The following is a 26886-nucleotide window of genomic DNA, read 5'->3' on the forward strand; positions in this document are numbered from 1 at the left end:
CCCTAGGCTGTCGGCGTGCCGCGTTTCCTCATCGTCCTCGACGTCGACTCCACCCTGATCGAGGACGAGGTGATCGAACTGTTGGCCGACGCCGCGGGCTCCCGCGAACGCGTCTCCGACATCACCTCGAGGGCGATGGCCGGCGAACTCGACTTCGCGGCGAGCCTCGCCGAGCGGGTCGCCACCCTCGAGGGTCTTCCCGAGTCGGTCTTCGCCGACGTCCGGCAGCGTCTGACCCCGACCCGCGGCGTCCGCGCACTCGTCGACGGCGTCCACGCCGCCGGCGGCCTCGTCGGCGTCGTGTCGGGCGGGTTCCACGAGACCCTCGACCCCTTGGCCGACGACCTCGGGCTGGACTTCCGCCGGGCGAACCGGCTCGAACTGCGCGACGGTCGGTTGACCGGACGCGTCACCGGCCCGGTGGTCGACGCCCACGCGAAGGCCGACGCCCTCCGGGGGTGGGCCGAGGAGGCGCGGGTCGACCTCGCGCACACGGTCGCGGTCGGTGACGGGGCGAACGACCTCGAGATGATGGCCGTCGCCGCGCTCTCCGTGGCGTTCAACGCCAAGCCGACGGTCCGTCGACGGGCCGACGTGGTGGTCGGGACGAACGACCTGTCGCACGTGCTGCCCTTGCTCGGGCTGCGAGGCTGAGCCGCCCACCGGCCGGGCCGCGTCGCGGGGCGACCCGCGCCTCCTGCGGTCGGCGTCCCTAGTGCCCCATGCCGAGACCGCCGTCGACGGGGATCACGGCGCCCGAGATGTAGCCGGCGTCGTCGCCGGCGAGCCACGCGATGGCCTTCGCGACCTCGGCGGCCGTGCCGTACCGGCCGGCGGGGATGCTCTTCTTGTACTCGGCCTGCTGGGCCTCGGGCAGGACCGCGGTCATGTCGGTCTCGACGAACCCGGGGGCGACGACGTTGGCGGTGATGCCCCGGCCGCCGAGCTCGCGGGTGAGCGATCGCGCGAAGCCGACGAGGCCGGCCTTCGACGCGGCGTAGTTCGCCTGGCCGGGGCCGCCGTAGAGGCCGACGACGCTCGAGACGAGGACGATGCGGCCGAACCGGGCCTTGAGCATTCCCTTCGAGGCACGCTTGACGATGCGGAAGGCGCCGCCGAGGTTGGTGTCGACGACCGAGGTGAAGTCGTCCTCGGTCATGCGCATGAGCAGGCCGTCCTTCGTGATGCCGGCGTTCGCGACGACCACCTCGACCGGGCCGAGCTCGGCCTCGACGGTGGTGAAGGCCGCGTCGATCGACGCAGCGTCCGTGACGTCGGCGACGACCGTCAGGGTGCCCTCCGGCCCCTGACCGCTGCGGGCCGTGACGGCGACGCGGTGGCCCTGGGCGACGAACTCCTCGGCGATGGCGAAGCCGATGCCTCGGTTGCCACCCGTGACGAGGACGGTGCGGGGCGTGGTCATGGTGGTCTCCTCGTGTGCGATCTCGACGGTCGCCGTCCGGGACGGCGGCGGGGACGGCGAACCTGTGATCGGCAGGCCGCCGACCAGCCTACTGTCGGACCCGGGTCTTAGGATCGAGACGATCCCTCGGACGTCTGGTCCCCGAGATCCATCCGGCACCCGTCCGTGGTGCGTCCACCCTCTCCCGACATCGAGGTGTGCCCCGTGAAGGCCTCGAACACGATCACGTCCCTCCCGCCCTCCCCCACCGACGACCGGCACTCCCGCATGGTCAAGTACCTGGTGGCGATGGGCATCCGGTTGGTCTGCATCGCCCTCTGCTTCGTCTTCCCCCTCGGGTGGTGGACGCTGTTGCCGATCGTCGGTGCGGTCGTCATCCCCTACGTCGCCGTCGTGTTCGCCAACGTGGGCCACGAGTCCGGCGACGCCGTCGAGAGCCCCGGCGGCATCGAGGTGTACCGCGAGCCGCAGGCCCCGTTCCGGCCCACCGTCGTCGACGGCGACGCGGGGCCCGCCGGCCCGGCTCCCGCCGGTGAGGGCGTGCCCGACGGGTCGTCCGGTGAGGCTCCCGGGCAGGCGGGCACCGATCGGAAGAGCGCCTGATGCTCGGCCTCGACCCCGTCGGCGTGCAGTGCTCTCGCGCCTCGTGTCGAGCCGAGGCACGGCATAATGTGCACTGGCGCAACCCCAAGATCCACGGCATCGACCGGGTCAAGGTGTGGTCGGCGTGCGACGAGCACGTGGACTTCCTGCGCGAGTTCCTCGAGGCACGTGACTTCCCGGTCGTCGTGACGGGGGTGTCAGAGGTCGTCGAACAGGTCGGAACGGAGGCGCGGTGACGAACATCCGCTTCGCCCTCTCGCGGAGATGGCTGGGCTACCTCGCCGTCGCCGTCGTCTTCGCGATCGTCTGCGTGTTCCTCGCCCACTGGCAGTGGTCCCGGCACGACGAGAAGCTCGCGGTGGTCCACCAGCTCGAGCAGACCTACGACGCCGACCCCGTCCCGCTCGCTCAGGCCCTGCCCGACCTGTCGTCGTACGACGCCGCCCAAGAGTGGCAACCCGTCGAGATGACCGGCCGCTACCTCGCCGACGACGAACTCCTGGTGCGCAACAGGCCGCTCAACGGTCAACCGGGCTTCGAGGTCCTCGTGCCGTTCCGCACGACGCAGGGCGACGTCTTCGTCGTCGACCGCGGCTGGGTGCCGACCGGCAACGCCCAGGACTCCCCCGACGTCGTCCCCGCGCCTCCGTCGGGTGACGTCACCGTCGTGGCGCGCCTCAAGCCCGGCGAGCCGGCCGTGGGCGATCGCACCGGCGTGCCGGGCACGAACCAGATCGCCACGATCCAGCTGAGCGAGGTCGAGTCACGGGTCGGGCAGCCGATCTACTCGGCTGCCTACGGCCTGATCGTCAGCGAGAGCCCTGCGCCGGCGACGGCTCCGGTGCCGTCGACGAAGCCCGAGGTCGACACCGGACTCAACCTGTCGTACTTCGTGCAGTGGCTGATGTTCGCCGTCGGGGCGTTCGGGTTCTTGTTCTACGTCTTCCGGCAGGAGTACCGCAACCAGAACGCCGACGACGACGAACTCGTCGAGCGCGAGGCCGAACGGCAGCGCCGTCGCGACGCGCGACCGCGTCACGACAACGACGTCGAGGACGAGATCCTCGACGGTGTCCGCCGCTGAGGCCGCCTCAGGCCAGGTTGATCAGGTCGGAGTAGTCCGGCGTCCAGTGGTCCTCGGTGCCCTCGGGCATGATCAGGACGCGCTCGGGGTTCAGCGCCTCGACCGCTCCCTCGTCGTGGCTGACGAGGACGACCGCACCCTCGTAGTTGCTCAGGGCGTCGAGGATCTCGAGGCGGCTGGCCGGGTCGAGGTTGTTGGTGGGCTCGTCGAGCAGCAACACGTTGGCGCCCGAGACCACGATCATGGCCAGGGCCAGTCGGGTCTTCTCGCCGCCGGACAGCACGCCGGCCGGCTTGGCCGAATCGTCTCCGGTGAAGAGGAAGGAGCCCAACACGCGCCGCGCCTCCATCTCGGTGATGTTCGGTGAAGACGACACCATGTTCTCGAGCACGCTGCGCTTGACGTCGATCGTCTCGTGCTCCTGCGCGTAGTAGCCGACCCGCAGGCCGTGGCCGGGTTCGAGCTGCCCCGTGTCGGGGGCGTCGACGCCGGCGAGGATGCGCAGCAGGGTCGTCTTGCCGGCACCGTTCAGGCCCAGGATCACGACCTTCGACCCCCGGTCGATGGCGAGGTCGACGGCCGTGAAGATCTCGAGCGAGCCGTAGCTCTTCGAGAGGTTGGACGCCATGAGGGGCGTCTTGCCGCATGCGACCGGCGTGGGGAATCGCAGCTTCGCCACGCGGTCGACCGCGCGGACCTCGTCGAGGCCGGAGAGCAGCTTCTCGGCGCGGGCCACCATCTGGTGCGCGGCCGCGGCCTTCGACGCCTTGGCGCCGAAGCGGGCCGCCTGCTTCTGCAGGGCCGAGGCCTGCTTCTCGGCGTTCGAGCGCTCTTTCTTGCGGCGCTCCTCGTCGGCTGCCCGCTGGCGCTGGTAGTTGCGCCAACCCATGTTGTAGACGTCGATGGCCTGTCGGTTCGCGTCCAGGTAGAAGACCCGGTTCACGACCTCCTCGACGAGTTCGATGTCGTGGCTGATCACGATGACGCCACCCTGGTAGGTCTTGAGGTACTCGCGGAGCCAGACGACCGAGTCGGCGTCGAGGTGGTTCGTCGGTTCGTCGAGGATCATCGTGTCGGCCGCCGAGAACAGGATGCGCGCGAGCTCGATGCGTCGGCGCTGACCACCCGAGAGGGTCGAGAGCGGCTGGTCGAGGATGCGGTCGGGCAGGCTCAGGTTGCTGGCGATCGACGCGGCCTCGGCCTCGGCCGCGTAGCCGCCGAGGGCGTTGAAGCGGTCGTCGAGGTCGCCGTAGCGCTTCATGGCACGCGCGGCCACGTCGGCGTCGGGGTCGCCCATGGCGAGGGTGGCCTCCTGGATGCCGAGCAGCAGCTGGCCGAGCCCCCTGGCGTCGAGGATGCGCGTGCGGGCGAGGTCTTCGGGGTTGCCGCTGCGGGGGTCCTGCGGGAGGTAGCCGATCTCGCCGGACCGTTCGATCTTGCCGCCAGTCGGCATGGTCTCGCCCGCCAGCGTCTTGGTCATGGTCGTCTTGCCGGCGCCGTTGCGGCCGACGAGGCCGATCTTGTCGCCCCGGTCGACCCGGAACGAGACGTCGGCCATGAGGAGGCGCGCGCCGACGCGGATCTCGAGATCGTGCACGGAGAGCACAGCAGATGTCCAATCGATTGGTGAGGAGTCCACAACGGGGCCCGGAGGAGAGCCGCCCATAGGATGGGGACGTCGTGTGGAGAGGGTCGCAGCACTGCGCTGCCGACCAGCCGCTCGGCCGATCAACCTACCCATTCTAGGAGTCCCCATGACGAACACCGCCGCATCGACCTCACGGCCGGTCCTCGCCGACCGTCTGGTGGCCCGGGGCGCGGCCACCGACGTGGCCCTCGTGCTCGGCGGCGTGGCCGTCGTCTCGGCCCTCGCCCAGGTGCAGATCCCGCTCTGGCCGGTGCCCGTCACGGGTCAGACCCTCGGCGTGATGCTCGTCGGCGCGTCCCTCGGCGCCCGGCGTGGCGCCCTCTCGCTCGCCGCCTACCTCGTCCTCGGGGTCGCGGGCCTGCCGATCTTCGCCGAGTTCTCGGGCGGTCCGCTCAGCGTCCTCAAGCCGAGCTTCGGCTTCGTCATCGGCTTCGTCATCACGGCCGCCGTCATCGGGTGGCTGTCCGAGCGCGACTGGGACAAGAGATGGGGTCGCTCTGCCGCCGCGTTCTTCCTCGCCAGTCTCATCCCGTTCGCCGTCGGGCTGCCCTACCTGGCCGTCGTCCTGGGCTCGCTCGGCCTGCCGAACGATCTGCCGAGCGTCCTCGCGGCGGGCCTCTACCCGTTCGTCGTGGGCGGCATCGCCAAATGGCTCATCGCCGCGGCGGCCCTGCCCCTGGCCTGGCGTGCGCTGAAGCGCCTCGGCGACTAGCGCCTCCCGCCGTCGACACGACGAAGCCCCGTCCCTCTCGCGAGGGACGGGGCTTCGTCGTGTGGACGGTCGACCGAGGTCAGATGGAGAACCCGATGGCCCGCATCATGTCGCGGCCGTCGTCCGTGATGCGGTCGGGGCCCCACGGCGGCATCCACACCCAGTTGATGCGGAACGCGTCGACCACGCCGTCGAGGGCGTTGGCCGTGTCGCCCTCGATGACGTCCGTCAGCGGGCAGCCCGCACTCGTGAGCGTCATGCTGATGATGAGCGCGTTCTCGTGCTCTTCGTCCATGGCCAGGTCGTAGATCAGGCCCAGGTCGACGATGTTGACGCCCAACTCGGGGTCGACGACCTCTTTGAGGGCCTCGATCGTCTCGTCGAACTTCTCGGGGCTCAGCGCGACGGCCACGGTCAGACCGCCGTGGTCGCGGCGGCCTCGGCGGCGGCTGCCGTGACGTACCGGTCGTAGCCCTCGTTCTCGAGGCGGTCGGCCAGCTCGGGCCCACCCTCGTCGGCGACGTGGCCGTCGACGAAGACGTGCACGAAGTCGGGCTTGATGTAGCGCAGGATGCGCGTGTAGTGCGTGATCAGCAGCAGCCCGAGACCCGTGTTGGCCTTGGCGCGGTTGACGCCCTCGGACACGATCTTGAGCGCGTCGACGTCGAGGCCGGAGTCGGTCTCGTCGAGGACGGCGAACTTCGGCTTGAGCAGCTCGAGCTGCATGATCTCGTGACGCTTCTTCTCGCCGCCCGAGAAGCCCTCGTTGACGTTGCGCTCGGCGAAGGCCGAGTCCATCTTGAGAGCACTCATCGACTCGCGCAGGTCTTTGATCCAGCCGCGGATGGCGGGGGCTTCACCGTCGAGGGCCGTCTTGGCGGTCCGCAGGAAGTTCGAGACGGTGACGCCAGGGATCTCGACCGGGTACTGCATGGCGAGGAAAAGACCGGCCTTGGCGCGCTCGTCGACGCTCATCTCGAGGACCTCTCGGCCGTCGAGCAGGATGGAGCCGCCGTCGACGTTGTAGCGCGGATGGCCGGCGATCGTGTAGGCGAGGGTCGACTTGCCCGAGCCGTTGGGGCCCATGACGGCGTGGATCTCGCCCTCGTTGATGGTGAGGTCGACGCCCTTGAGGATGGGCTTCGGGCCCTGGTCGGTGTCGATGCTGACCTTGAGGTCGCGGATCTCGAGAGTGGACATGCGTTTCTGTTCCTTTACTGTGCGGCGCCGGTGACGGTCGAGGCGGTGTCGACGTACACCTCGCCGTCGATGACGGAGACCGAGAAGACCGGTACGGGTTCGTAGGCGGGCAGCGTGAGCGGCTTGCCGGTGGTGAGCTCGAACTTCGAGCCGTGGGCCCAGCACTCGAGCGTGTCGTCCTCGACGAAGCCCTCGGAGAGCGAGATGTCGCCGTGGGTGCAGGTGTCGCCGATCGCGTGGATGGTGCCGGCACTGTCTTTCACGACGGCGACGGCGACGCCGTCGACGACGACCCGCAGGGCCTGTGCCGGGCTGACGTCGTCGACGCCGCAGACCTTCGTCGCCATCAGGCGACCGTCTCGGTCGACGTGGCCTCGCCCGCGGCCAGTTCGGCCTCGATGGCGTCCACCAGACGGGTCTGCAGGTCGGCGTCCCCGATCTTCTGGACGACCTCGACCAGGAACCCGAGCACCACGAGACGGCGTGCCTCGTGCTCCGAGATGCCCCGGGACTGCAGGTAGAAGAGGTGCTCGTCGTCGAAGCGACCGGTGGCGCTCGCGTGACCGGCGCCCTCGATGTCGCCGGTCTCGATCTCGAGGTTGGGGATCGAGTCGGCTCGCGTGCCCTCGCTGAGCACGAGGTTGCGGTTCTGCTCGTAGCTGTCGGTGCCGGGGGCGGTGCGGGCGATCAGGACGTCGCCGATCCACACGGTGCGTGCACCGGCACCCTGCAGGGCGCCCTTGTAGTTGACGCGGCTGCGGGTCTTCGGCGCGTCGTGGTGGACGTACACCTGCTGTTCGAGGTGCTGGCCGGCGTCGGCGAAGTACACGCCGTAGAGCTCGGCGTCGGCTCCCTGCTCGGCCAGGTGGGCCGACGGGTTCACCCGGACGACCGAGCCTCCGAGGCTGACGACGAAGTGCTTGAGCTGGGCGTCGCGCCCGATGCGTGCGTGGTGGCTCGCGAGGTGGACGGCGTCGTCGTCCCACTCCTGCAGGGTCACGACCGTGAGGTGGGCCCCCTCGTCGACGACGATCTCGACGTTCTCGACGAGGTGCGCCGCCCCGGTGTTGCGGAGCACCACCATGGCCTGGCTGTTCGCCTTGGCGTGGATCAGCGTGTGACCCGCCCGGGGTTCGCGGTCGAGGCCCGACCGGCCGATGGTGATCGCCGAGGGCTCGTCGCCGTCCAGGGTGACGGAGAGCACCTTCTCGGCGCTCGCCCACGCGTTGGCGGCCGCCTTGTCTTCCGGTGTTCCCGCCGTGCCGACCCGGGGGTCGGCACGGTCGATCCACTCGACGGTCGCGCCGGGGGTCTCGCGCGCCAGGTAGGCGTAGGGCGAACCGTCGAGGTCGCCGTCGATCAGGGCCCGGAGGCGCGCCACGGGGCTGAGCTTCCAGTCGACCTCTCGACCGGTGACGTCGGGGAAGGCCGAGGGGTCGACCGAGGTGAACCGCTCGGACCGCGTCTGCACGGGCACGAGGCCCCAGCCGCCGTCGGTGTGCGCCCCGGCTCCGTGCTGCACGCCGGGTGTGGTGGTGGACTGTGGTGTGGTGGTGGGTGCTGCGGCGGACATCTAGCCGACTGATCCTTCCATGCTCATCTCGATGAGCTTGTTGAGTTCGAGCGCGTACTCCATCGGGAGTTCACGGGCGATGGGCTCGATGAAGCCACGGACGATCATGGCCATGGCCTCGTCTTCCGCCATGCCGCGCGACATGAGGTAGAAGAGCTGCTCTTCGCTGACCCGGGAGACCGTCGCCTCGTGGCCGAGCTGGACGTCGTCGACGCGGATGTCGATCGCGGGGTACGTGTCGGAGCGCGAGATCGTGTCGACGAGCAGCGCGTCGCAGCGGACCGTGTTGGCCGCGTGGTGAGCGGCCTCGTCGACGCGGACCTCGCCACGGTAGCCCGCACGACCGCCGCCGCGGGCGATGGACTTCGAGACGATCGACGACGTCGTGTACGGCGCCATGTGGACCATTTTCGCGCCCGCGTCCTGGTGCTGACCGGGGCCCGCGAAGGCGACCGACAGGGTCTCACCCTTGGCGTGCTCGCCCACGAGGTAGATCGACGGGTACTTCATCGTCACCTTCGAGCCGATGTTGCCGTCGATCCACTCCATGGTGGCGCCCTCGTGGGCGATGGCCCGCTTCGTGACGAGGTTGTAGACGTTGTTCGACCAGTTCTGGATGGTCGTGTAGCGGACGCGCGCGTTCTTCTTCACGATGATCTCGACGACGGCCGAGTGGAGCGAGTCGGACTTGTAGATCGGGGCCGTGCAGCCCTCGATGTAGTGCACGTAGCTGTCCTCGTCGGCGATGATCAGCGTGCGCTCGAACTGGCCCATGTTCTCGGTGTTGATCCGGAAGTAGGCCTGCAGGGGGATCTCGACGTGGACGCCCTTGGGCACGTAGACGAACGAGCCCCCGGACCAGACGGCCGTGTTGAGGGCGGCGAACTTGTTGTCGCCGGCCGGGATGACCGTGCCGAAGTACTCCTGGAAGATCTCGGGGTGCTCGCGCAGCGCGGTGTCGGTGTCCATGAAGATGACACCCTGCTGCTCGAGGTCCTCGCGGATCTGGTGGTAGACCACCTCGGACTCGTACTGGGCCGCGACGCCGGCCACGAGGCGGTTGCGCTCGGCCTCGGGGATGCCGAGCTTCTCGTACGTGTTCTTGATGTCGTCCGGCAGCTCGTCCCAGGTCGTCGCCTGCTTCTCGGTCGACCGGACGAAGTACTTGATGTTGTCGAAGTCGATGCCCGAGAGGTCGGCACCCCACGTCGGCATCGGCTTGCGCTCGAAGAGGGCCAGGCCCTTGAGCCGGTTCTTGAGCATCCACTCGGGCTCGCTCTTCAGGTTCGAGATGTCGGTGACGACCTCGGGTGACACCCCGCGGCGCGCCGAAGCACCCGCGGTGTCGGAGTCGGACCAGCCGAACTCGTACTGCCCCAGGCTCTCGAGCTCGGGTCGATCGATCAACACGTCTGACATGACTACCTCTTTCTCTGCCGGACCGAACACGGGTGGGCCGAACGGCATTCCCCGGGTGGTGGAGCGGTCCAGCTGCTCGCGGTGCGAGTCGAACACGTCGGTGGCCTCCGCCTCGTTCGCCGACGCCCGAGTTGATCGAGACGTCAGGTCGCGCTGCTTAGACTGGTGGTGAGGGCCGCGTACCGCTTCTGCGGATCTCGCGGTCTTCGGATGTCTCCGTCGACACCCTGCCGGGTCGTGTTCCTGAACCCGTCGATTCTACAGGGCAGACCGCCGAAAGTGACGAAAGGCAGCAAGTCGTGAGCAACGCACAGGTGGGCACCACCGGAGTCCTGACCCGAGCCTGGTCGTGGTTGCCCACGACGGTCGACCGTCGGGTGCGTTTCATCGCCTGGGCCTCGTTCGTCTGCCAGGTGCTGCTGATCGGCACGGGAGGCGCGGTGCGGCTCACCGGTTCGGGCCTCGGTTGCCCCACCTGGCCCCGGTGCACGACCGACTCGTTCGTCAGCACGCCCGAGATGGGCATCCACGGTGCCATCGAGTTCGGCAACCGCCTGCTGACCTTCGTGTTGACCCTGGTGGTGATCCTCGCCTTCCTGTTCGTGCTGCGCCAGCGCAAGGTCCGGCGTGACTTCTTCTGGCTCACCCTGTTGCAGGGCCTCAGCATCCCGTTTCAGGCCGTCCTCGGCGGGATCACCGTCCTGACCGGCCTCAACCCCTACATCGTGGGGGCACACTTCGTCGTCTCGATCGTGCTCGTCGGCCTCACGACGACGCTCCTCTGGCGGGTGCATCGCGGGCCGCGGGGCCACCACGCCGCGACGCCGCCCGGTTACGCGCGCCTGGTCCACGTCCTCGCCGCCGTCGTGGCCGTCACCGTCGTCGTGGGCGTCCTCACGACCGGCTCCGGTCCGCACGCCGGCGACGCGGCCACCCCGCGCAACGGCCTCGACCCCGCGATCATGGACCACGTCCACAGCTGGCCGGCCTACGCCACCCTGGCGCTGACCGTCGCCGTCGTCGCCTGGACGATCCGAGCGGGCCTCCCCCGCCGTTTCCCGTTCGCCCTCCTGGCCGTCGAGCTCGTGCAGATCGCCGTGGGCATCACGCAGGCCCGCACGGGGCTGCCGCCCCTCCTGGTGGGGACGCACATGGTGCTCGCCGCGCTCCTCGTCGCGGCGACGACCGCCGTCGTGCTGTCCTTGCACAACGACCAGGCACCCGACGAGGTCGAGCCGATCGTCGAGGCCGCGGCGGTCCGGGCCTGATCGTCCGAGACCGACGGTCCGAGCCCGGTGGTCCGCCCGACCGCCCCGCATCGCCTGCGCCGGTCGGTCCCCGGGTCGGCTACGCGCGGCGCATGACCGTGTCGACGGGGTCTCGTCCGATCTCGACGAAGCCGGCGCGTTCGTAGAGCGACACGGCCCGGCTGCCCGTCAGCACGTCGAGCGTGATCGACCCCGGGGCGACCGACGCGATCGCCTCCGAGAGCAGGGCCGTCCCGATGCCGCGACCTCGCGCCTCCTCGGCCAGGTAGAAGTGCCGCAGCCAGGTCGTGTCGGCCTCGGGGTGCAGGGCGATGCACCCCAGGAGGCGCCGGCCGCCTTCGACGACGCGCGTCTCGTGGGCCGTGAACTCGCGTTCGAAGCGCGCCCGGTGACGGGGTGGGTCCCAGATGGCGAGCCGTTCGAACTCGGGACGCAACACCTCGAGCTTGAGGTCGGAGAGCGACTGGAGGTCGTCAGGGCGCGCCGGACGGACCGACCACTCGACCGTGCCCACCGGTCAGAAGGGCAGCAACGGGTCGACGCCGACGGCGACGAAGAGCAGCGTGAGGTACGTGATCGAGCTGTGGAAGACCCGCATCGGGCGGACCTCGGAGACGTGCTGGATGGCACGGCTGTACAGGCGGTGGGACTCCCAGACGAACCAGGCACCACTGGCGAGGGCGACCACCGTGTAGAGGGCGCCCATGCCGGCGACGGGCACGAGGATGAGCGAGCACGCCACGGTGGCCCACGCGTAGAGGACGACCTGCAGTCCGACGATGGAGCGCCCGCGCACCACGGCGAGCATGGGCACGTCGGCGGCGGCGTAGTCGTCGCGGTACTTCATCGAGAGCGGCCAGTAGTGCGGGGGCGTCCAGAGGAAGATCACCATGAACAGGATGACGGCGGACCACGACAGGTCGCCCGTGACGGCGGCCCATCCGATGAGCACGGGCATGCAGCCCGCGATGCCGCCCCAGACGATGTTCTGCGGCGTGCGGCGCTTGAGCCAGAGCGTGTAGACGACGACGTAGAAGAGGATCGCGCCGAGCGAGAGGGCCGCCGAGAGCAGGTTGACCGTCAGGGCCAGCCAGACGATCGACGCGACGCCCACCACGTACGAGAAGACGAGTGCCTCGCGGTCGGTGACGTCTCCCGTCACCAGGGGGCGGCCCTGCGTCCGCTTCATGATGCGGTCGATGTCGCGGTCGATGTAGCAGTTGAAGGCCGAGGCGGACCCGGCGCTCAGGGCGCCGCCGATCAGCGTCGCTGCCACCAGCCAGAGGTTGGGGACGCCGCCTTGGGCCAGGAACATCGTCGGTGCCGTCGTGACGAGCAGGAGCTCCATCACGCGGGGCTTCGTGAGGGCGACGTACGCCCGAGCCTTGCGACGGAAGCCCCGGGGTGACGTGTCGGGGCGGATGTCTACGGCTGCGGTCATGAGTCCTCTAACGAGACGAACGGTTTGCCCGAGAAGTCTAGGCGATGAACGTCGACGCTGACGGCGAACCCCGCCCGGTTGCGGACGGCCACGGGGGGTTCGTCCCTATACTTGCAGGTGCTTGCCAGTCGCACGCCCCCTCGGTGCCCGAATCACCGGACGAACCGTCCTGATCCCCGCCCCCCAGCGTGTGTGCGACCCAGCCGACGACGTCTCGGCAGGCGCACGTCAGCGCGGGAGCGAATCGACCCCGCGCAGTTCGCATCAAGAAGGGTCAACTTCCAGTGGCAGATCTGCAATGGGAATCCATTGACAACAAAGCAGTAGACACGGTCCGCGTCCTCGCGGCCGACGCGGTCGAGAAGGTCGGCAACGGCCACCCCGGCACCGCGATGAGCCTGGCGCCCGCCGCCTACCTGCTCTTCCAGAAGGTCATGCGTCGTGACCCGAGCGACAGCACCTGGATCGGTCGCGACCGGTTCATCCTGTCCGTCGGCCACAGCTCGTTGACGCAGTACATCCAGTTCTACCTGGGTGGCTACGGTCTCGAGCTCGACGACCTCGAGGCGCTGCGCACCTGGGGCTCCAAGACCCCCGGCCACCCCGAGTACGGCCACACCGACGGCATCGAGATCACGACCGGCCCCCTGGGCCAGGGCTTCGCCAGCTCCGTCGGGTTCGCCTACGCCGCCCGCTTCGAGCGCGGCCTGTTCGACCCCGAGGCCGCCCCCGGCACGAGCCCCTTCGACCACTTCGTCTACGTCATCGCGGGCGACGGCGACATGCAAGAGGGCGTCACGAGCGAGGCCGCCTCGCTGGCCGGTCACCAGAAGCTCGGAAACCTCGTCGCGATCTACGACTCGAACCAGATCTCGATCGAGGACGACACCAACATCGCCTTCACCGAGGACGTCCACAAGCGCTTCGAGTCCTACGACTGGGACGTCCAGGTCGTCGACTGGAAGAAGACCGGCGAGTACGTCGAAGACGTCGCCGAGCTGAACGACGCCATCGAGAAGGCCAAGGCCGTCACCGACAAGCCCTCGCTGATCATCCTCAAGACGATCATCGGCTGGCCGTCGCCGAAGAAGCAGAACTCCGGCAAGATCCACGGTTCGGCGCTCGGCGCCGACGAGGTCGCCGGCCTCAAGTCCGTCCTCGGGTTCGACCCCGAGAAGTCCTTCGACGTCGACCCCGCCGTCCTCGAGCACACCCGCAAGGCCGTCGAGCGCGGCCAGGCCCAGCACGCCGAGTGGGACGAGAAGCTCGCCGCCTGGGCATCGGCCAACCCCGACAAGAAGGTCCTCCTCGACCGCATCCTCGCGAACGAGCTCCCCGAGGGCGTCGAAGAGGCGTTGCCCGTCTTCGAGGCCGGCAAGGACGTCTCGACGCGCGCCGCGTCGGGCAAGGTCATCAACGCCCTCGCCGGCGTCGTCCCCGAGCTCTGGGGCGGTTCGGCCGACCTCGCCGAGTCGAACCTCACGACCATCACGGGCTCGAAGTCGTTCGTGCCGACCGAGTGGTCGACCGACGAGTGGAGCGGTGACCCCTACGGCCGCGTGCTGCACTTCGGCATCCGCGAGCACGCCATGGGCGCCATCCTCAACGGCATCACGCTGCACGGCAACACGCGTCCCTTCGGTGGCACGTTCCTCATCTTCAGCGACTACATGCGCCCCGCGGTCCGCCTCGCCGCGCTGATGAAGTCGCCGGCGATCTACGTCTGGACCCACGACTCCGTGGCCCTCGGCGAGGACGGCCCGACCCATCAGCCGATCGAGCAGCTCGCGTCGCTCCGCGCCATCCCCGACCTCGACGTCGTCCGCCCCGCGGACGCCAACGAGACCGCCTGGGCCTGGGCGACCATCCTCGAGCGCCACCACGGCCCCGCCGGCATCGCGCTCAGCCGCCAGAACCTGCCCGTCTTCGAGCGTGGCACGGGCGACGCCGAGGGCGACACGTTCGCGTCGGCGAAGAACGTCGCCAAGGGTGCCTACGTCCTGGCCGAGGCGCCGGGCGGCACGCCCGACGTGATCTTCGTCGCCACCGGTTCCGAAGTTCAGATCGCCGTCGAGGCCCGCGAGGTCCTGCGGGGCGAGGGCATCAACGCCCGCGTCGTCTCGGCACCGAGCATCGAATGGTTCGACGAGCAGAGCGTCGAGTACAAGGAGGCGGTCCTCCCGTCCGCCGTCAAGGCTCGCGTCTCGATCGAGGCCGGCGTGGCCATGCCGTGGCGCGGCATCGTCGGTGACGCCGGTCGCAGCGTGTCGCTCGAGCACTTCGGTGCGTCGGCCGACTACAAGACGCTGTTCAAGCAGTTCGGCATGACGACCGAAGCCGCCGTCGCCGCCGCGAAAGACTCGATCGCCGCTCTCTGAGCGTCGACAGGAAGAAGAGAAGACACCATGACAGACACCAACACCGCACAGCTCTCCGCCGCGGGCGTGAGCATCTGGCTCGACGACCTCTCGCGTGAGCGCATCAACGCCGGCGGCCTGCAGAAGCTGATCGCCGAGCGCAACGTCGTCGGGGTCACCACCAACCCCACGATCTTCGCCTCCGCGCTCGCCAAGGGCGAGGCCTACGACGACCAGGTGGCCCTGCTCGCCAAGACCGGCGTCAGCGTCACCGACGCCGTCTTCGAGATCACCACCGACGACGTGACGCGCGCCAGCGACATCTTCCGCGAGATCTACGACACGACGGGCGGCTTCGACGGTCGCGTGTCGATCGAGGTCGAGCCGGGTCTCGCCCACGACGCCCAGGGCACCATCGACCAGGCGGTCAAGCTCGCCGCCAAGGTCGGCCGCCCCAACGCGCTGATCAAGATCCCGGCGACCGTCGAGGGCCTCGAGGCCATCACCGCCGTCATCGCCCAGGGCATCAGCGTCAACGTCACCCTGATCTTCAGCCTCGAGCGCTACCGCGCGGTCATCAACGCGTACCTGACGGGGCTCGAGCAGGCCAAGGCCGCGGGCATCGACATCACGCAGATCCACTCGGTCGCGTCCTTCTTCGTGTCGCGCGTCGACACCGAGATCGACAAGCGTCTCGACGCCGTCGGCACGGACGAGGCCAAGGCCCTCAAGGGCAAGGCCGGCGTCGCCAACGCCCAGCTCGCCTACGAGGTCTACCAGCAGGCGTTCGACACCGAGCGTGCGAAGGGCCTGCTCGCCGCGGGTGCCAACAAGCAGCGTCCGCTCTGGGCCTCCACCGGCGTCAAGGACCCCGCCGTCCTCGACACGACGTACGTCGTCGAGCTGGTCGCCCAGGACGTCGTCAACACGATGCCCGAGAAGACCCTCGAGGCGACCTTCGACCACGGTGAGGTCCGTGGCGACACCATCAGCGCCTCCTACGCCGCGGCCAACGAGGTCATGGACTCCATCGCCGCGCAGGGCGTGTCGTACGACGACGTGACCGAGACCCTCGAGAAAGAGGGCGTCGAGAAGTTCATCGTCTCGTGGAACGAGCTGCTCGACACCGTCACCGCTGCGCTCGAGGCCGCCAAGCCCGCCGAGGTCGCCAAGTGACCATCACCATCGCAGCCAGCGGCGACGCCGCACAGGCGGTCGAGACGGTCGTCCCCCAGCTCGTGAGCGACCTCGTCGCCTCGGGCATCACGGCCCAGAACCCCACCCTGTGGGGTCCGGACGCCGAGGACGAGTCCGCGAAGCGACTCGGCTGGACCGAGGCCGTCGTGGTCTCGACCCCCCTGCTCGACGAGATCGACGCCCTGCGCGACGAGCTCGCCGCGAAGGGCGTCGACCACGTGGTGCTCGCCGGCATGGGCGGATCGTCGCTCGCGCCCGAGGTCATCACCCGCACCTACGGCGTCGAGCTCACCGTGCTCGACGCCACCGAGCCCGGCCAGGTCCTCACGGCCCTCGCCGACCGCCTCGAGCGCACCGTGCTCGTGGTGTCGTCGAAGTCGGGTTCGACCGTCGAGACCGCGAGCCAGCGCAAGACGTTCGAGAAGGCGTTCACCGACGCCGGCATCGACCCCGTCGACCGCATCGTCGTGGTCACCGACCCGGGTTCGCCCCTCGACGGTCAGGCGCGTGAGGCCGGCTACCGGGTCTTCAACGCCGACCCCAACATCGGTGGGCGCTACTCGGCCCTGTCGGCCTTCGGTCTGGTGCCCTCGGGTCTCGCCGGAGCCGACATCCGTGAGCTCCTGGCCGAGGCGGACGCCGTCACGGTCGAGCTCGCCCAGGACCGCGCCGACAACCCCGGGCTGGTGCTCGGTGCCGTCCTGGCCGGCACGAAGCCGCTGCGCGACAAGATCGCGATCGTCGCCGACGGCACCCACATCGTCGGGTTCCCGGACTGGGCCGAACAGCTCATCGCCGAGTCGACCGGCAAGCAGGGTCGTGGTCTGCTCCCCGTCGTGATCGACGGTTCCGCCCCCGAGATCACGGCCGGCCTGCACGACGTGCAGATCGTCCGACTCGTGGCGAACGCCGCCGAGACCCGCGAGGTCGCACCCGGCGAGGTCGAGATCTCGGGCTCGCTCGGTGGTCAGATCATGGTCTGGGAGTACGCCGTCGCGGTGGCCGGGCGTCTGCTCGACATCAACCCGTTCGACCAGCCCGACGTCGAGTCGGCCAAGGTCGCCACGCGCGCGTTGCTCGACGACCGGCCCGAGCCCACTCCCCCGGCCTTCACGGCCGAGGGCGTCGAGGTCCGCGAGGTCGGTGGCGTCGAGCTGGGCGACTCGCTCGAGTCCGCGGTGGCCGCCCTGCTCACGCACCTGACCGACGACGGCTACGTCTCGATCCAGGCCTACGTGGACCGCGTGGCGAACCCGCAGCTCGACGAGGTGCGCGACCTCCTGGCCGCGCGCACGCAGCGTCCCGTCACCTTCGGGTGGGGTCCGCGCTTCCTGCACTCGACCGGTCAGTACCACAAGGGAGGCCCGGCCAACGGCGTCTTCCTGCAGATCACGCAGGTGCCCGAGACCGACCTCGAGATCCCGGACAGCCCGTTCACGTTCGGGCAGCTCGTCCAGGCGCAGGCCGCGGGTGACGCGAAGGTCCTGGCCGAGCACGGTCGCCCCGTGCTCACGCTGACCGTGACCGACGTGGCCGCCGCGCTGCCCGTCATCACCGCCGCACTCCGCTGAGTCGAGAGGGTCGGCGTCCCTCGGGACGCCGGCCCTTTCTCCTTCCCCTCGGACGCCCTCGTCCCGGTACCTCGTGCCGGGTCGTGGGGTGGCCCTCGAACGACAGAACGGAAGCCCATGTCACCGGTGCCGATCACGCCGGAGTCCAACCCGCTGCGGTTGCCCTCCGACCGCCGCCTCAACCGGATCGCCGGCCCGAGCGGCCTCATCATCTTCGGTGTGACGGGTGACCTCTCGCGCAAGAAGCTCATGCCGGCCGTGTACGACCTGGCCAACCGCGGGCTGCTCCCGCCGGGCTTCGCGCTCGTCGGATTCGCCCGCCGTGAGTTCGAGGGCCAGGACTTCGAGCAGGTCGTCTACCAGGCCGTCAAGGAACACGCCCGCACGCCCTTCGACGAGGACGTCTGGCGCCAGCTCAAAGAAGGGTTCCGCTTCGTGCAGGGGGTCTTCGACGACGCCGACGCCTTCGCCCGCCTCAAGGACACGATCGAAGAGCTCGACCGTGAGCGCGGCACCATGGGCAACCACGCCTTCTACCTCTCGATCCCGCCCAAGGCCTTCCCCATGGTCACCGAGCAGCTGCGCAACTCGGGCCTCGCCGAGGAGAAGGACGGCGCCTGGCGACGCGTCGTCATCGAGAAGCCGTTCGGCAGCGACCTCAAGACGGCCCGAGAGCTGAACGCCGTCGTCGAGACCGTCTTCGAGCCCGACAGCGTCTTCCGCATCGACCACTACCTCGGCAAGGAGACCGTCCAGAACCTGCTGACGCTCCGCTTCGCCAACCAGATGTACGAGCCCCTCTGGAATGCCAACCACGTCGACCACGTCCAGATCACCATGGCCGAGGACATCGGGGTCGGTGGTCGTGCCGGGTACTACGACGGGATCGGCGCCGCTCGTGACGTGATCCAGAACCACCTCCTGCAGTTGCTCGCGCTCACGGCCATGGAGGAGCCCGTGACCTTCGCCGCGCGTGACCTCCGGGCCGAGAAGGAGAAGATCCTGTCGGCGGTGCGCCTGCCCGCCGACCTCGCCACGGGGACGGCCCGCGGTCAGTACGCCGGTGGCTGGCAGGGCGGTGAGAAGGTCAGGGGCTTCCTCGACGAAGAGGGCATGAACCCCGAGAGCACCACCGAGACCTTCGCGGCCATCAAGCTCGAGATCGCCACGCGACGGTGGGCGGGCGTCCCGTTCTACCTCCGTGCCGGCAAGCGGCTCGGACGTCGGGTGACCGAGATCGCCGTCGTCTTCAAGCAGGTGCCCGAGAACATCTTCGGCACGCAGACCTCGCTCGGGCAGAACGCCCTCGTGATCCGCGTGCAGCCGGACGAGGGCGTGACCCTCCGGTTCGGGTCGAAGGTGCCGGGCATCGGCACCCAGGTCCGCGACGTCACGATGGACTTCGGCTACGGGCACGCCTTCACCGAGGCCAGCCCCGAGGCCTACGAACGACTCATCCTCGACGTGCTGCTCGGCGACCCGCCTCTGTTCCCCCGGCACGAGGAGGTCGAGCTCTCGTGGAAGATCCTCGACCCCATCGAGGAGTTCTGGGCCACGCAGGGCCAGCCCGAACAGTACCGACCCGGCACGTGGGGCCCCGCCTCCGCCGATGAACTCATGGCCCGAGACGGCCGCACCTGGAGGCGTCCGTGATCGTCGACCTGCCCGACAGCACCATCAGCCGCGTCCTGAAGACGCTCGTCAAGATCAGGGAAGAAGGAGGCGCGGTCGCGTTGGGCCGCGTCCTCACGCTGATCATCTCGACCGACCTCGGTGACGAGGAAGAAGCGATCGAAGCGGCCAACGACGCCTCGCGTGAGCACCCGATGCGGGTCATCGTCGTGTCCACGTCGACGGAGTCCGACCGTGTCGACGGTCGGCTCGACGCACAGATCCGCGTCGGCGGAGACGCCGGGGCGAGCGAGGTCATCCTGTTGCGCGCCTACGGCGAGACGGCGAGCGACGAAGAGGGGCTCGTCACCGGGCTGCTGTTGCCCGACGCCCCGGTCGTCGCCTGGTGGCCCAAGACCGCTCCGGCCGTCGTGTCGGAGTCACCCCTCGGACGCATCGCGCAACGCCGCATCACCGACGCCGCGAGCCAGCCGAACCCCCGTCAGTCCATCGTCGACCTCGCCCGTAGCTACGCGCCGGGCGACACCGACTTCGCGTGGACGCGGTTGACCCTCTGGCGAGCCCAGCTCGCCGCCGTGCTCGACCAGCCCCCGTACGAGTCCGTCACCGCGGTGGGGGTCTCCGGGTCGCCCGACTCGCCCTCGACGTTGCTGCTGGCGGCCTGGCTGCGGCTGCAGCTGCAGGTGGTGGTCGACGGTGAGCTGCCGACGAGCGCGACCGGCTCGAGCGGCATCCACGGTGTCCGACTCGTCCGCGCCTCCGGACCCATCGTCCTCGAGCGTTCGCTCGACGACGTCGCCACCCTCACGCAGCCCGGGCAGCCCACGCACGACCTCGCGTTGCCACGCCGGTCGCTGCGCGACTGCCTCGCCGAGGAACTCCGTAGACTCGACCCCGACGACCTGTTCGGGAACGTCGTGAGACACGGGGTCGGCCAGCTGAGCGAACCCGTCCAGAACAACTAGAGCAGAAGAGAACCGTGACGAACGAACGCCGGGTGCTGGTCCACCCCGACAAAGAATCGCTGGGCGCATCCGTGGCAGCCCGCTTCATCACCAAGATCATCGACGTGCTCGAAGAGCAGAACTATGCGTCGGTCGTCGTGAGCGGTGGATCGGTCAGCACGCTCGTGCTGGCGGCCATCAACGCCTCCCCGGCACGCGACAGCGTCGACTGGTCGAAGGTCTCGATCTGGTGGGCGGACGAGCGCTGGGTGCCGGCGGGCGACGCCGACCGCAACGACACCCAGGCGGGCCTCGACCTCCTCGACCACATCGGCCTTTCGCCCGAGAACGTGCACCGTTTCGGTGCCGTGGGCGACTTCGACGACGTCGAGGCGGCGGCCGTGGCCTACCGGGCGGAGCTGCTCGAACACGCCCAGGCCGACGACGACGCGCCGCGTTTCGACATCACGCTCCTCGGCGTCGGACCCGACGGCCACGTGGCGTCGTTGTTCCCCGACAAGGCGCAGATCCGCCAGACCGAGCCCACGGTCCTGACCATCGACGACTCCCCCAAGCCGCCGCCGGTCCGCCTCACGCTGAGCCTGCCGGTCATCAACAACTCCCAGCGCGTCTGGATGATCCTCGCCGGAGCCGAGAAGGCCTCGTCGCTGGGGTTGGCACTGGCGGGAGCCGGGGCCGACCAGGTGCCCGTCGCCGGGGTCAAGGGGCGCAAGCGCACGGTCTTCTTCGTCGACCAGGACGCCGCCGCCGAGGTCCCCGAGAACCTGATCGCCTCGACGTACTGACGCCTCCGGCTCCGCGCCGCCGGTCGGTGGCATGACGAAGGGCCCTGCAGCTCTCGCTGCAGGGCCCTTCGTCGTGCCCGGTGGGTCAGGTGCCGGGAGGCGCGCTCGGCGCCTCAGGCCTTGCCGCGTCGGACGCGCAGCTGCTGCAGGGCCTCTTCGAGGAGCTGCTCGGCCTCTTCTTCGGTACGACGTTCTTTCACGTACGCGAGGTGCGTCTTGTACGGCTCGAGCTTGGCGACCGTCGGCGGGTTGGCCTTGTCTCGGCCGGCCGGGAGGCCGCTCGAGGGTGAGTCGACGGTCTCGGGGATCTCTTCTTCGGGCACGTTCGCCGCGAAGTGACGGACGACCTCGTTTCCGAGGGCGTCCCAGTACGAGATGGTGATGCGTTCGGCGTGAAAACCACGATCTTGTTCGCCCATGGGGCCCGCGCCGACGCGCGAGCCACGGATGGCGCTGCCGCCCGAGGCCATCAGCTGACCGCCGCGAACTTCGTGATGAGCCCGAGGACGACGATGCACGTGATCCAGACGAGCCCAAGGAAGACCGTGATGCGGTTCAGGTTGCGCTCGGCGACACCGGAAGCCCCGAGGTTGCTCGTGACGCCACCGCCGAACATGTCGGACAGACCCCCGCCGCGTCCGCGGTGGAGGAGGATGAGGAGGGTCAGCAGGAGGCTCGTGATGCCGAGCAACACCTGCAGGATGACCTGGAGAATTTCCACGTAGGACCTTTCGATGCGGTGAGACCGCTGAACAGTATAACCGCGAGAGGCCGTGGCCCGTGGAGTCGGAGTCGGTGGGGCGCCGCGGGACGGCACCCCACCGGATCAGACGCCGACGTGCGCCTGGAAACGGACGATGCTGGCGAACTCGTCGACGTCGAGGCTGGCCCCGCCGACCAGCGCCCCGTCGACGTTGGGCTCACGCATGAACGAGGCGATGTTGGACGACTTCACCGATCCGCCGTAGAGGATGCGCGTCGCGGCGGCGGCGTCGGACCCCGTGATCTCGGACAGGGCCGTCCGCAGGGCGGCACAGACCTGCTCGGCCTGGTCCGCGGTCGCGGCCTGACCCGAACCGATGGCCCACACGGGTTCGTACGCCACGACGATCTCGGCCGAGGCGGGCACCTGGGCCAAGGCGGCACGCAGTTGGGCGACGGGCACGGCGCTCGGGCCGTGCTGCTCGAGATCGTCGGCGGTCTCGCCGACGCAGATGACGGGCACGAGCCCCGACCGGTGCGCCGCGGCCACCTTCGTCGCGATGACCTCGTCGTCCTCGGCGTGGAGGGTGCGCCGCTCCGAGTGACCCACCAGGACGTACCGGACGTCGAGGCGGGACAGGAACTGGCCGGACACCTCGCCCGTGTAGGCACCGGAGTCGTGGGCCGAGAGGTCTTGCGCACCGAGAGCCAGGTCCAGCTTGTCGGCGTCGAGCAGGGTCTGAACGCTGCGGAGGTCGGTGAACGGGGGGAACACCGCGGCCTCCACCGACTCGAAGTCGTGCTTCGCGTCCTTGAGCGACCAGGCCAGCTTCTGGACGAACGCGATCGCCTGCAGGTGATCGAGGTTCATCTTCCAGTTGCCGGCGATGAGGGGCGTGCGCGTGGTCACCATCCGAGGACCTCCAGTCCGGGGAGTCGTTTGCCCTCGAGGAACTCGAGGCTGGCTCCACCACCGGTGGAGATGTGGCCGAACTGGTCGTCGGAGAACCCGAGGGCCCGGACGGCGGCCGCGGAGTCGCCCCCGCCGACGACGCCGAGACCCGAGACGTGGGTCAACGCCTCGGCGACGGTCTTGGTGCCGTGTGCGAAGGCGGGGAACTCGAACACACCCATGGGGCCGTTCCAGAAGACCGTCGCCGACGTCTGGACGATCTCGGCGAACCGAGCAGCCGTCTCGGGGCCGATGTCGAGCCCGAGGGCCCCGGAGCCGAGCGACGAGGATTCGATGCCGTCGGACGCGACCACCGTGTGCTCGGCGTCGGCGCTGAACGACGAGGCGACCACGACGTCCACGGGCAGCACCAGGTTGACGTCCCGACGTGCGGCCTCGTCGACGTACCCCCTGACCCGGTCGAGCTGGTCCTTCTCGAGCAGACTGCCCCCGACGGGCAGTCCCTGTGCGGCGAGGAACGTGAAGAGCATTCCGCCACCGACGAGGAGGTTGTCCACCCGCGGGAGCAGGTGCTCGATGACGCCGAGCTTGTCGGAGACCTTGGAGCCACCCAGCACGACCGTGTACGGCCGGGTGGGCGACTCGGTGAGCTTCTCGAGGACCTCGAGCTCACGCGAGATCAGCGTGCCGGCGGCACTCGGCAGGAGGGTCGCGAGTTCGTAGACGCTGGCCTGCTCGCGGTGCACGACGCCGAATCCGTCCGAGACGAAGACGTCGCCGAGTGCGGCCAGGCGGCCGGCGAATTCGCGGCGCTCGGCCTCGTCCTTCGACGTCTCGGCGGCGGTGAAGCGGAGGTTCTCGAGGACGATGACCTGGCCGTCCGTCAGGTCGCGCACGGCCGCGGTCGTCTCGTCACCGACGGTCTCGGGTGCGAAGGCGACGCTCTTGCCGAGCAACTCGCTGAGTCGTTGGGCCACGGGCCGGAGGCTGTACTCGGACTTCGCTTCTCCGTCCGGGCGCCCCAGGTGCGAGACGACGATGACCCGCGCCCCCTGATTGATCAGCAGGTCGAGGGTCTCGAGTGAGGCACGGACGCGTCCGTCGTCCGTGATCTCGCCGTCTTTCAGGGGGACGTTCAGATCGCATCGGACGATGACGCGTCGGCCCGCCAAGGGGCCGAGGGAATCGAGGGTACGCAGGCTCATGGGTTCGTTTCGTGTCGAGAGGACGGTGCCCCGGCCACTGGGGGCCGGGGCACCGGGATCGGACTAGAGGCGGTCTGCCACGTACTTCGTCAGGTCGACGAGGCGGTTCGAGTAGCCCCACTCGTTGTCGTACCACGAGGTGATCTTGACGAGGTTGCCGATGACCTTCGTGAGGCCCGAGTCGTAGATGGACGAGTGCGGGTCCGTCGTGATGTCGGTCGAGACGAGGGGGTCCTCGGAGTAGGCGAGGATTCCCTTGAGTTCGCCCTCGGCAGCGGCCTTGTAGGCGGCGTTGATCTGCTCGACCGTCACCGGGGTGCTGGTCTCGAGGGTGACGTCGGTGATCGAGCCGGTGGGCACGGGCACGCGGAGGGCGTAACCGTCGAGCTTGCCGGCGAGCTCGGGGATGACGAGGCCGATGGCCTTGGCCGCACCCGTCGAGGTCGGGACGATGTTGAGCGCTGCGGCGCGGGCACGGCGGGGGTCCTTGTGGGGGCCGTCCTGCAGGTTCTGGTCGGCCGTGTAGGCGTGGACCGTCGTCATGAGGCCGCGCTCGACGCCGAAGTTGTCGAGGAACACCTTCATCAGGGGCGCGAGGCTGTTCGTCGTGCACGAGGCGTTCGAGATGATGTGGTGGTTCGCGGGGTCGTAGATGCCCTCGTTCACACCCAGCACGATCGTCGCGTCGTCACCCGTGGCGGGCGCCGAGATCAGGACCTTCTTGGCACCGGCCGTGATGTGCTTGCGGGCGTCCTCGGCCTTCGTGAAGAATCCGGTCGACTCGACGACGATGTCGACGCCCAACTCGCCCCAGGGCAGGTTGGCGGGGTCGCGCTCGGCGAGGACCTTGATCGGCTTGCCGTCGACGACGATCGAGTCGCCGTCGAGCTCGACGGTGGCGTCGAGACGACCCGTGATGGAGTCGAACTTGAGGAGGTGCGCGAGGGCGGCGTTGTCGGTCAGGTCGTTGACGGCGACGATCTCGATGTCGGTGCCCTTGGCGAGCGCCGCGCGGAAGTAGTTACGGCCGATGCGACCGAAGCCGTTGATGCCGATCTTGACGGTCAATGAAACTCCTGATGATCAGGCGTCGTGGGGACGCGTGGAGGGTGTGGGCGACCAGGCCCGTGGCGTCACCCGAACTCTCGATGACCTCGGGCTGGACACCGTTTACGACAGTAGCAGCAGGCCTTCGGTGTTCGTCGTCCCGTGTCGCCCCGAACTGCGCCGGGAACTCAGTCCAGGTCGAGGTCCGACGGCAGGTTCGCGTCCGTGCCGGGCAGGCCCAGGTCGCTCGCCTTCTTGTCGGCCATCGCGAGCAGCCGTCGGATGCGTCCCGCGACGGCGTCCTTGGTCATCGGCGGATCGGCGTGGTGCCCCAGCTCGTCCAGGCTGGCGTCACGATGGGCCAGGCGGAGCTCACCGGCGTACTTCAGGTGGTCGGGGATGTCGTCGCCGAGGATCTCCATGGCGCGGTCGACGCGGGCACAGGCCGCGACGGCCGCCTGGGCGGAGCGACGCAGGTTGGCGTCGTCGAAGTTGACCAGGCGGTTCGCCGTGGCGCGCACCTCGCGGCGCTGACGCATCTCTTCCCACTCGGTCACGCTCTTCTCGGCACCCATGGCCTTGAGCATCGTCCCGATGGCCTCACCGTCACGGATGATGACCCGGTGGACGCCCCGGACCTCACGCGCCTTGGCCGCGATGCCGAGCCGTCCGGCAGCCCCGACGAGCGCCATCGCGGTCTCGTTGCCCGGGCACACGACCTCGAGCGACGCCGAGCGTCCCGGGTCGGTCAGGGAGCCCTGGGCGAGGAAGGCGCCGCGCCAGACGGCCGCGAGGTCGTCTCGGGACCCCGTCGTGAGTCGGTTGGGCAGCCCCCGCACCGGTCGGCGACGAGCGTCCATGAGACCGGTCTGTCGCGCGAGCGTCTCACCGGCCTCGTGCACCCGGACGAGGTAGCCGGGGGTGCGGCGTGCACCGGACGGGGCGGTCATCGCGACGTCGCTGCGGGCGCCGTACAGCTCGGCCAGGTCTTTGCGGACCCGACGGGCGATGAGGGCCGAGTCGAGCTCGGCCTCGACGGCGATGCGGCCCGAGATCAGGTGCAGTCCCCCGGCGAAGCGCAGGACGGTCGCCAGCTCGGCAGCACGGATCGTCGTCCGGCTCACCTCGACGCGGGCGAGTTCTTCTTTGACGTCGGCAGTCTGAGCCACTCCGGTTGTTCCTTTTCGTCGGGTCGACCTCTGGTCGGCTTCACGGGCGTGCTGAACGACCTCGTGGGGTCATTCTCGGCCGAGGTCGCGGTGTTTCACGCTGACGGCCACGCCCGGGAGTCCACGCAGACGCGCTGCCAGTTCACCCACGAGGGTGACCGATCGATGTTTGCCCCCGGTGCAGCCAATGGCGATCGTAGCGTGTCTCTTGTTCTCACGCTGGTAGCCGGCCAGCACCGGGACGAGCGACGCGGCGAAGGCGTCGACGAACTCCCTCGCCCCTTCTTGCTGCATCACGTAGCTCGTGACGGGCTCGTCGAGCCCGGACTGGGATCGGAGCGCGGGCACCCAGAAGGGGTTCGGGAGGAACCTCGCGTCGCCCACCATGTCGGCGTCGGTGGGCAGGCCGTACTTGAAGCCGAAGCTCAGGACCGTGACCTGGACCCCTGCCCGATCGGACTCGGCGAACTTCTCGGAGATGGTCGTCGCGAGCTGGTGGATGTTGAGCTCGGACGTGTCGATGATGACGTCGCTCGTCTCGCGTAGTTCTTCCATGCGCGCCCGCTCGGCCAGGATGCCGTCGAGCAGCGTCCCGTCACCCTGCAGCGGGTGGGGTCGCCGGACCTGCTCGAAGCGTCGGACGAGCGCGGCGTCCGTCGCGTCCAGGAACAGCACGCGCACCTTGCTCGGCATGCTCGCCCGGAGGGTGCGGACGGCCTCTTGCGCCTCACTGAAGAGCCGCCCACCCCGCACGTCGACGACGGCTGCGATCTTCGGCAACGAGTCACCGGCCCGCTCGGCCAGGTCGAGCAGGGGGCGGAGCATCTGCGCGGGCAGGTTGTCGACGACGTACCAGTCGAGGTCCTCGAGGGCGTTGCCGACGGTCGACCGGCCGGCCCCGGACATGCCCGTGACGATCAGGACTTCTTGCTGTTCGCTGGCGTCGCTCATGTCGGTGGTGTCTTCCGGGTC

The 26886-nt window shown here is 69.3% G+C and carries 28 protein-coding genes; 12 read left to right on the plus strand and 16 right to left on the minus strand.

Going from position 1 to position 26886, the window contains the following annotated elements; all coding sequences use genetic code 11:
• Nucleotides 1-15: 15 nt before the first annotated feature.
• Entirely contained in the window at nucleotides 16-654 is a 639-nt protein-coding gene (gene serB, locus ASG05_RS00850; protein WP_056256264.1) for a phosphoserine phosphatase SerB, read from the plus strand.
• A gap of 58 nt (nucleotides 655-712) precedes the next feature.
• On the opposite strand, the gene fabG is transcribed toward serB, so the two are convergent.
• Nucleotides 713-1423, minus strand: a complete 711-nt coding sequence (gene fabG, locus ASG05_RS00855) for a 3-oxoacyl-ACP reductase FabG (protein ID WP_056256266.1) — start codon at nucleotides 1421-1423, stop codon at nucleotides 713-715.
• A 204-nt stretch (nucleotides 1424-1627) separates the two neighbouring features.
• Here fabG and ASG05_RS16655 point away from each other — a divergent pair, with 204 nt between their 5' ends.
• The 3 genes from ASG05_RS16655 (at nucleotide 1628) to ASG05_RS00875 (ending at nucleotide 3110) form a co-directional block, all read left to right on the plus strand.
• A complete protein-coding gene (locus ASG05_RS16655; RefSeq protein ID WP_082486196.1) occupies nucleotides 1628-2026 on the plus strand; it encodes a DUF3099 domain-containing protein in 399 nt (132 codons plus the stop codon).
• 68 nt (nucleotides 2027-2094) lie between these two features.
• The gene (locus tag ASG05_RS00870) at nucleotides 2095-2262 is read left to right on the plus strand and encodes a hypothetical protein (protein ID WP_369814023.1); all 168 of its coding nucleotides are present in this window, start codon (nucleotides 2095-2097) and stop codon (nucleotides 2260-2262) included.
• Complete coding sequence (locus ASG05_RS00875) at nucleotides 2259-3110, plus strand: SURF1 family protein (protein WP_056256275.1); 852 nt, start codon at nucleotides 2259-2261, stop codon at nucleotides 3108-3110. The genes ASG05_RS00870 and ASG05_RS00875 overlap by 4 nt, the downstream gene beginning before the upstream one ends.
• Before the next feature lie 7 nt (nucleotides 3111-3117).
• Here ASG05_RS00875 and ASG05_RS00880 read toward each other — a convergent pair whose 3' ends face one another.
• A complete protein-coding gene (locus ASG05_RS00880; protein WP_056256278.1) occupies nucleotides 3118-4716 on the minus strand; it encodes an ABC-F family ATP-binding cassette domain-containing protein in 1599 nt (532 codons plus the stop codon).
• 148 nt (nucleotides 4717-4864) lie between these two features.
• On the opposite strand from ASG05_RS00880, the gene ASG05_RS00885 reads away from it, so the two are divergent.
• Nucleotides 4865-5470 (plus strand): biotin transporter BioY, encoded by a 606-nt coding sequence (locus ASG05_RS00885; protein WP_056256279.1) that lies wholly within the window; start codon nucleotides 4865-4867, stop codon nucleotides 5468-5470.
• Between the two features lie 79 nt (nucleotides 5471-5549).
• Here ASG05_RS00885 and ASG05_RS00890 read toward each other — a convergent pair whose 3' ends face one another.
• Genes ASG05_RS00890 through sufB form a run of 5 tightly spaced genes read right to left on the minus strand, consistent with a single transcriptional unit; the run spans nucleotide 5550 to nucleotide 9662 of the window.
• Nucleotides 5550-5882 carry a metal-sulfur cluster assembly factor gene (locus ASG05_RS00890; protein WP_056256281.1) on the minus strand — a complete coding sequence of 111 codons (333 nt, stop codon included), beginning with the start codon at nucleotides 5880-5882 and terminating at the stop codon, nucleotides 5550-5552.
• A gap of 2 nt (nucleotides 5883-5884) precedes the next feature.
• A complete protein-coding gene (sufC, locus tag ASG05_RS00895; protein ID WP_056256284.1) occupies nucleotides 5885-6670 on the minus strand; it encodes a Fe-S cluster assembly ATPase SufC in 786 nt (261 codons plus the stop codon).
• Between the two features lie 14 nt (nucleotides 6671-6684).
• Nucleotides 6685-7017 (minus strand): non-heme iron oxygenase ferredoxin subunit, encoded by a 333-nt coding sequence (locus ASG05_RS00900; RefSeq protein ID WP_082486197.1) that lies wholly within the window; start codon nucleotides 7015-7017, stop codon nucleotides 6685-6687.
• Nucleotides 7017-8243, minus strand: a complete 1227-nt coding sequence (gene sufD / locus ASG05_RS00905; protein ID WP_082486198.1) for a Fe-S cluster assembly protein SufD — start codon at nucleotides 8241-8243, stop codon at nucleotides 7017-7019. The genes ASG05_RS00900 and sufD overlap by 1 nt, the downstream gene beginning before the upstream one ends.
• Entirely contained in the window at nucleotides 8244-9662 is a 1419-nt protein-coding gene (gene sufB / locus ASG05_RS00910) for a Fe-S cluster assembly protein SufB (RefSeq protein ID WP_056258167.1), read from the minus strand. It abuts the gene before it with no gap.
• A 299-nt stretch (nucleotides 9663-9961) separates the two neighbouring features.
• Between sufB and ASG05_RS00915 the strand changes: the two genes are divergently transcribed.
• Nucleotides 9962-10930, plus strand: a complete 969-nt coding sequence (locus tag ASG05_RS00915; protein ID WP_235491348.1) for a heme A synthase — start codon at nucleotides 9962-9964, stop codon at nucleotides 10928-10930.
• Nucleotides 10931-11009: 79 nt separating this feature from the next.
• On the opposite strand, the gene ASG05_RS00920 is transcribed toward ASG05_RS00915, so the two are convergent.
• Both ASG05_RS00920 and ASG05_RS00925 read right to left on the minus strand, forming a co-directional pair.
• Entirely contained in the window at nucleotides 11010-11444 is a 435-nt protein-coding gene (locus tag ASG05_RS00920; RefSeq protein WP_056256285.1) for a GNAT family N-acetyltransferase, read from the minus strand.
• A gap of 3 nt (nucleotides 11445-11447) precedes the next feature.
• Complete coding sequence (locus tag ASG05_RS00925; protein WP_056256286.1) at nucleotides 11448-12371, minus strand: heme o synthase; 924 nt, start codon at nucleotides 12369-12371, stop codon at nucleotides 11448-11450.
• A 284-nt stretch (nucleotides 12372-12655) separates the two neighbouring features.
• On the opposite strand from ASG05_RS00925, the gene tkt reads away from it, so the two are divergent.
• From tkt to pgl, 6 genes are all read left to right on the plus strand, one after another.
• Nucleotides 12656-14749, plus strand: a complete 2094-nt coding sequence (tkt, locus tag ASG05_RS00930; protein ID WP_056256288.1) for a transketolase — start codon at nucleotides 12656-12658, stop codon at nucleotides 14747-14749.
• A gap of 27 nt (nucleotides 14750-14776) precedes the next feature.
• The gene (tal, locus tag ASG05_RS00935; RefSeq protein WP_056256290.1) at nucleotides 14777-15904 is read left to right on the plus strand and encodes a transaldolase; all 1128 of its coding nucleotides are present in this window, start codon (nucleotides 14777-14779) and stop codon (nucleotides 15902-15904) included.
• Nucleotides 15901-17496: a glucose-6-phosphate isomerase gene (locus tag ASG05_RS00940; RefSeq protein ID WP_056256293.1), complete on the plus strand. Its 1596-nt coding sequence runs from the start codon at nucleotides 15901-15903 to the stop codon at nucleotides 17494-17496. The genes tal and ASG05_RS00940 overlap by 4 nt, the downstream gene beginning before the upstream one ends.
• A 117-nt stretch (nucleotides 17497-17613) precedes the next feature.
• Complete coding sequence (gene zwf, locus ASG05_RS00945; RefSeq protein WP_056256297.1) at nucleotides 17614-19149, plus strand: glucose-6-phosphate dehydrogenase; 1536 nt, start codon at nucleotides 17614-17616, stop codon at nucleotides 19147-19149.
• Nucleotides 19146-20093, plus strand: coding sequence for a glucose-6-phosphate dehydrogenase assembly protein OpcA (locus ASG05_RS00950; RefSeq protein ID WP_056256300.1), 948 nt, complete (start codon nucleotides 19146-19148; stop codon nucleotides 20091-20093). Before zwf ends, ASG05_RS00950 begins: the two co-directional genes overlap by 4 nt.
• Nucleotides 20094-20107: 14 nt before the next feature.
• Complete coding sequence (pgl, locus tag ASG05_RS00955) at nucleotides 20108-20878, plus strand: 6-phosphogluconolactonase (protein WP_056256302.1); 771 nt, start codon at nucleotides 20108-20110, stop codon at nucleotides 20876-20878.
• Nucleotides 20879-20991: 113 nt separating this feature from the next.
• Here the strand turns inward: pgl and ASG05_RS00960 are convergent, their stop codons facing one another.
• The 7 genes from ASG05_RS00960 to rapZ all read right to left on the minus strand — a co-directional run bounded on the left by ASG05_RS00960 (nucleotide 20992) and on the right by rapZ (nucleotide 26865).
• On the minus strand, nucleotides 20992-21348 hold the full coding sequence (locus ASG05_RS00960; protein ID WP_056256305.1) for an RNA polymerase-binding protein RbpA: 357 nt from the start codon (nucleotides 21346-21348) through the stop codon (nucleotides 20992-20994).
• Nucleotides 21348-21599, minus strand: coding sequence for a preprotein translocase subunit SecG (secG, locus tag ASG05_RS00965; protein ID WP_043595012.1), 252 nt, complete (start codon nucleotides 21597-21599; stop codon nucleotides 21348-21350). Before secG ends, ASG05_RS00960 begins: the two co-directional genes overlap by 1 nt.
• A 105-nt stretch (nucleotides 21600-21704) precedes the next feature.
• Nucleotides 21705-22493 (minus strand): triose-phosphate isomerase, encoded by a 789-nt coding sequence (gene tpiA, locus ASG05_RS00970; RefSeq protein ID WP_056256307.1) that lies wholly within the window; start codon nucleotides 22491-22493, stop codon nucleotides 21705-21707.
• Nucleotides 22487-23698: a phosphoglycerate kinase gene (pgk, locus tag ASG05_RS00975; protein WP_056256309.1), complete on the minus strand. Its 1212-nt coding sequence runs from the start codon at nucleotides 23696-23698 to the stop codon at nucleotides 22487-22489. Before pgk ends, tpiA begins: the two co-directional genes overlap by 7 nt.
• A 63-nt stretch (nucleotides 23699-23761) precedes the next feature.
• Nucleotides 23762-24766 carry a type I glyceraldehyde-3-phosphate dehydrogenase gene (gene gap, locus ASG05_RS00980; protein ID WP_043595015.1) on the minus strand — a complete coding sequence of 335 codons (1005 nt, stop codon included), beginning with the start codon at nucleotides 24764-24766 and terminating at the stop codon, nucleotides 23762-23764.
• Nucleotides 24767-24933: 167 nt separating this feature from the next.
• The gene (gene whiA, locus ASG05_RS00985) at nucleotides 24934-25914 is read right to left on the minus strand and encodes a DNA-binding protein WhiA (protein WP_056256312.1); all 981 of its coding nucleotides are present in this window, start codon (nucleotides 25912-25914) and stop codon (nucleotides 24934-24936) included.
• A gap of 69 nt (nucleotides 25915-25983) precedes the next feature.
• Nucleotides 25984-26865, minus strand: a complete 882-nt coding sequence (rapZ, locus tag ASG05_RS00990) for an RNase adapter RapZ (protein ID WP_056256315.1) — start codon at nucleotides 26863-26865, stop codon at nucleotides 25984-25986.
• Nucleotides 26866-26886: the final 21 nt, after the last annotated feature.

This window comes from Frigoribacterium sp. Leaf186, assembly GCF_001423905.1.
GTDB lineage: Bacteria > Actinomycetota > Actinomycetes > Actinomycetales > Microbacteriaceae > Frigoribacterium.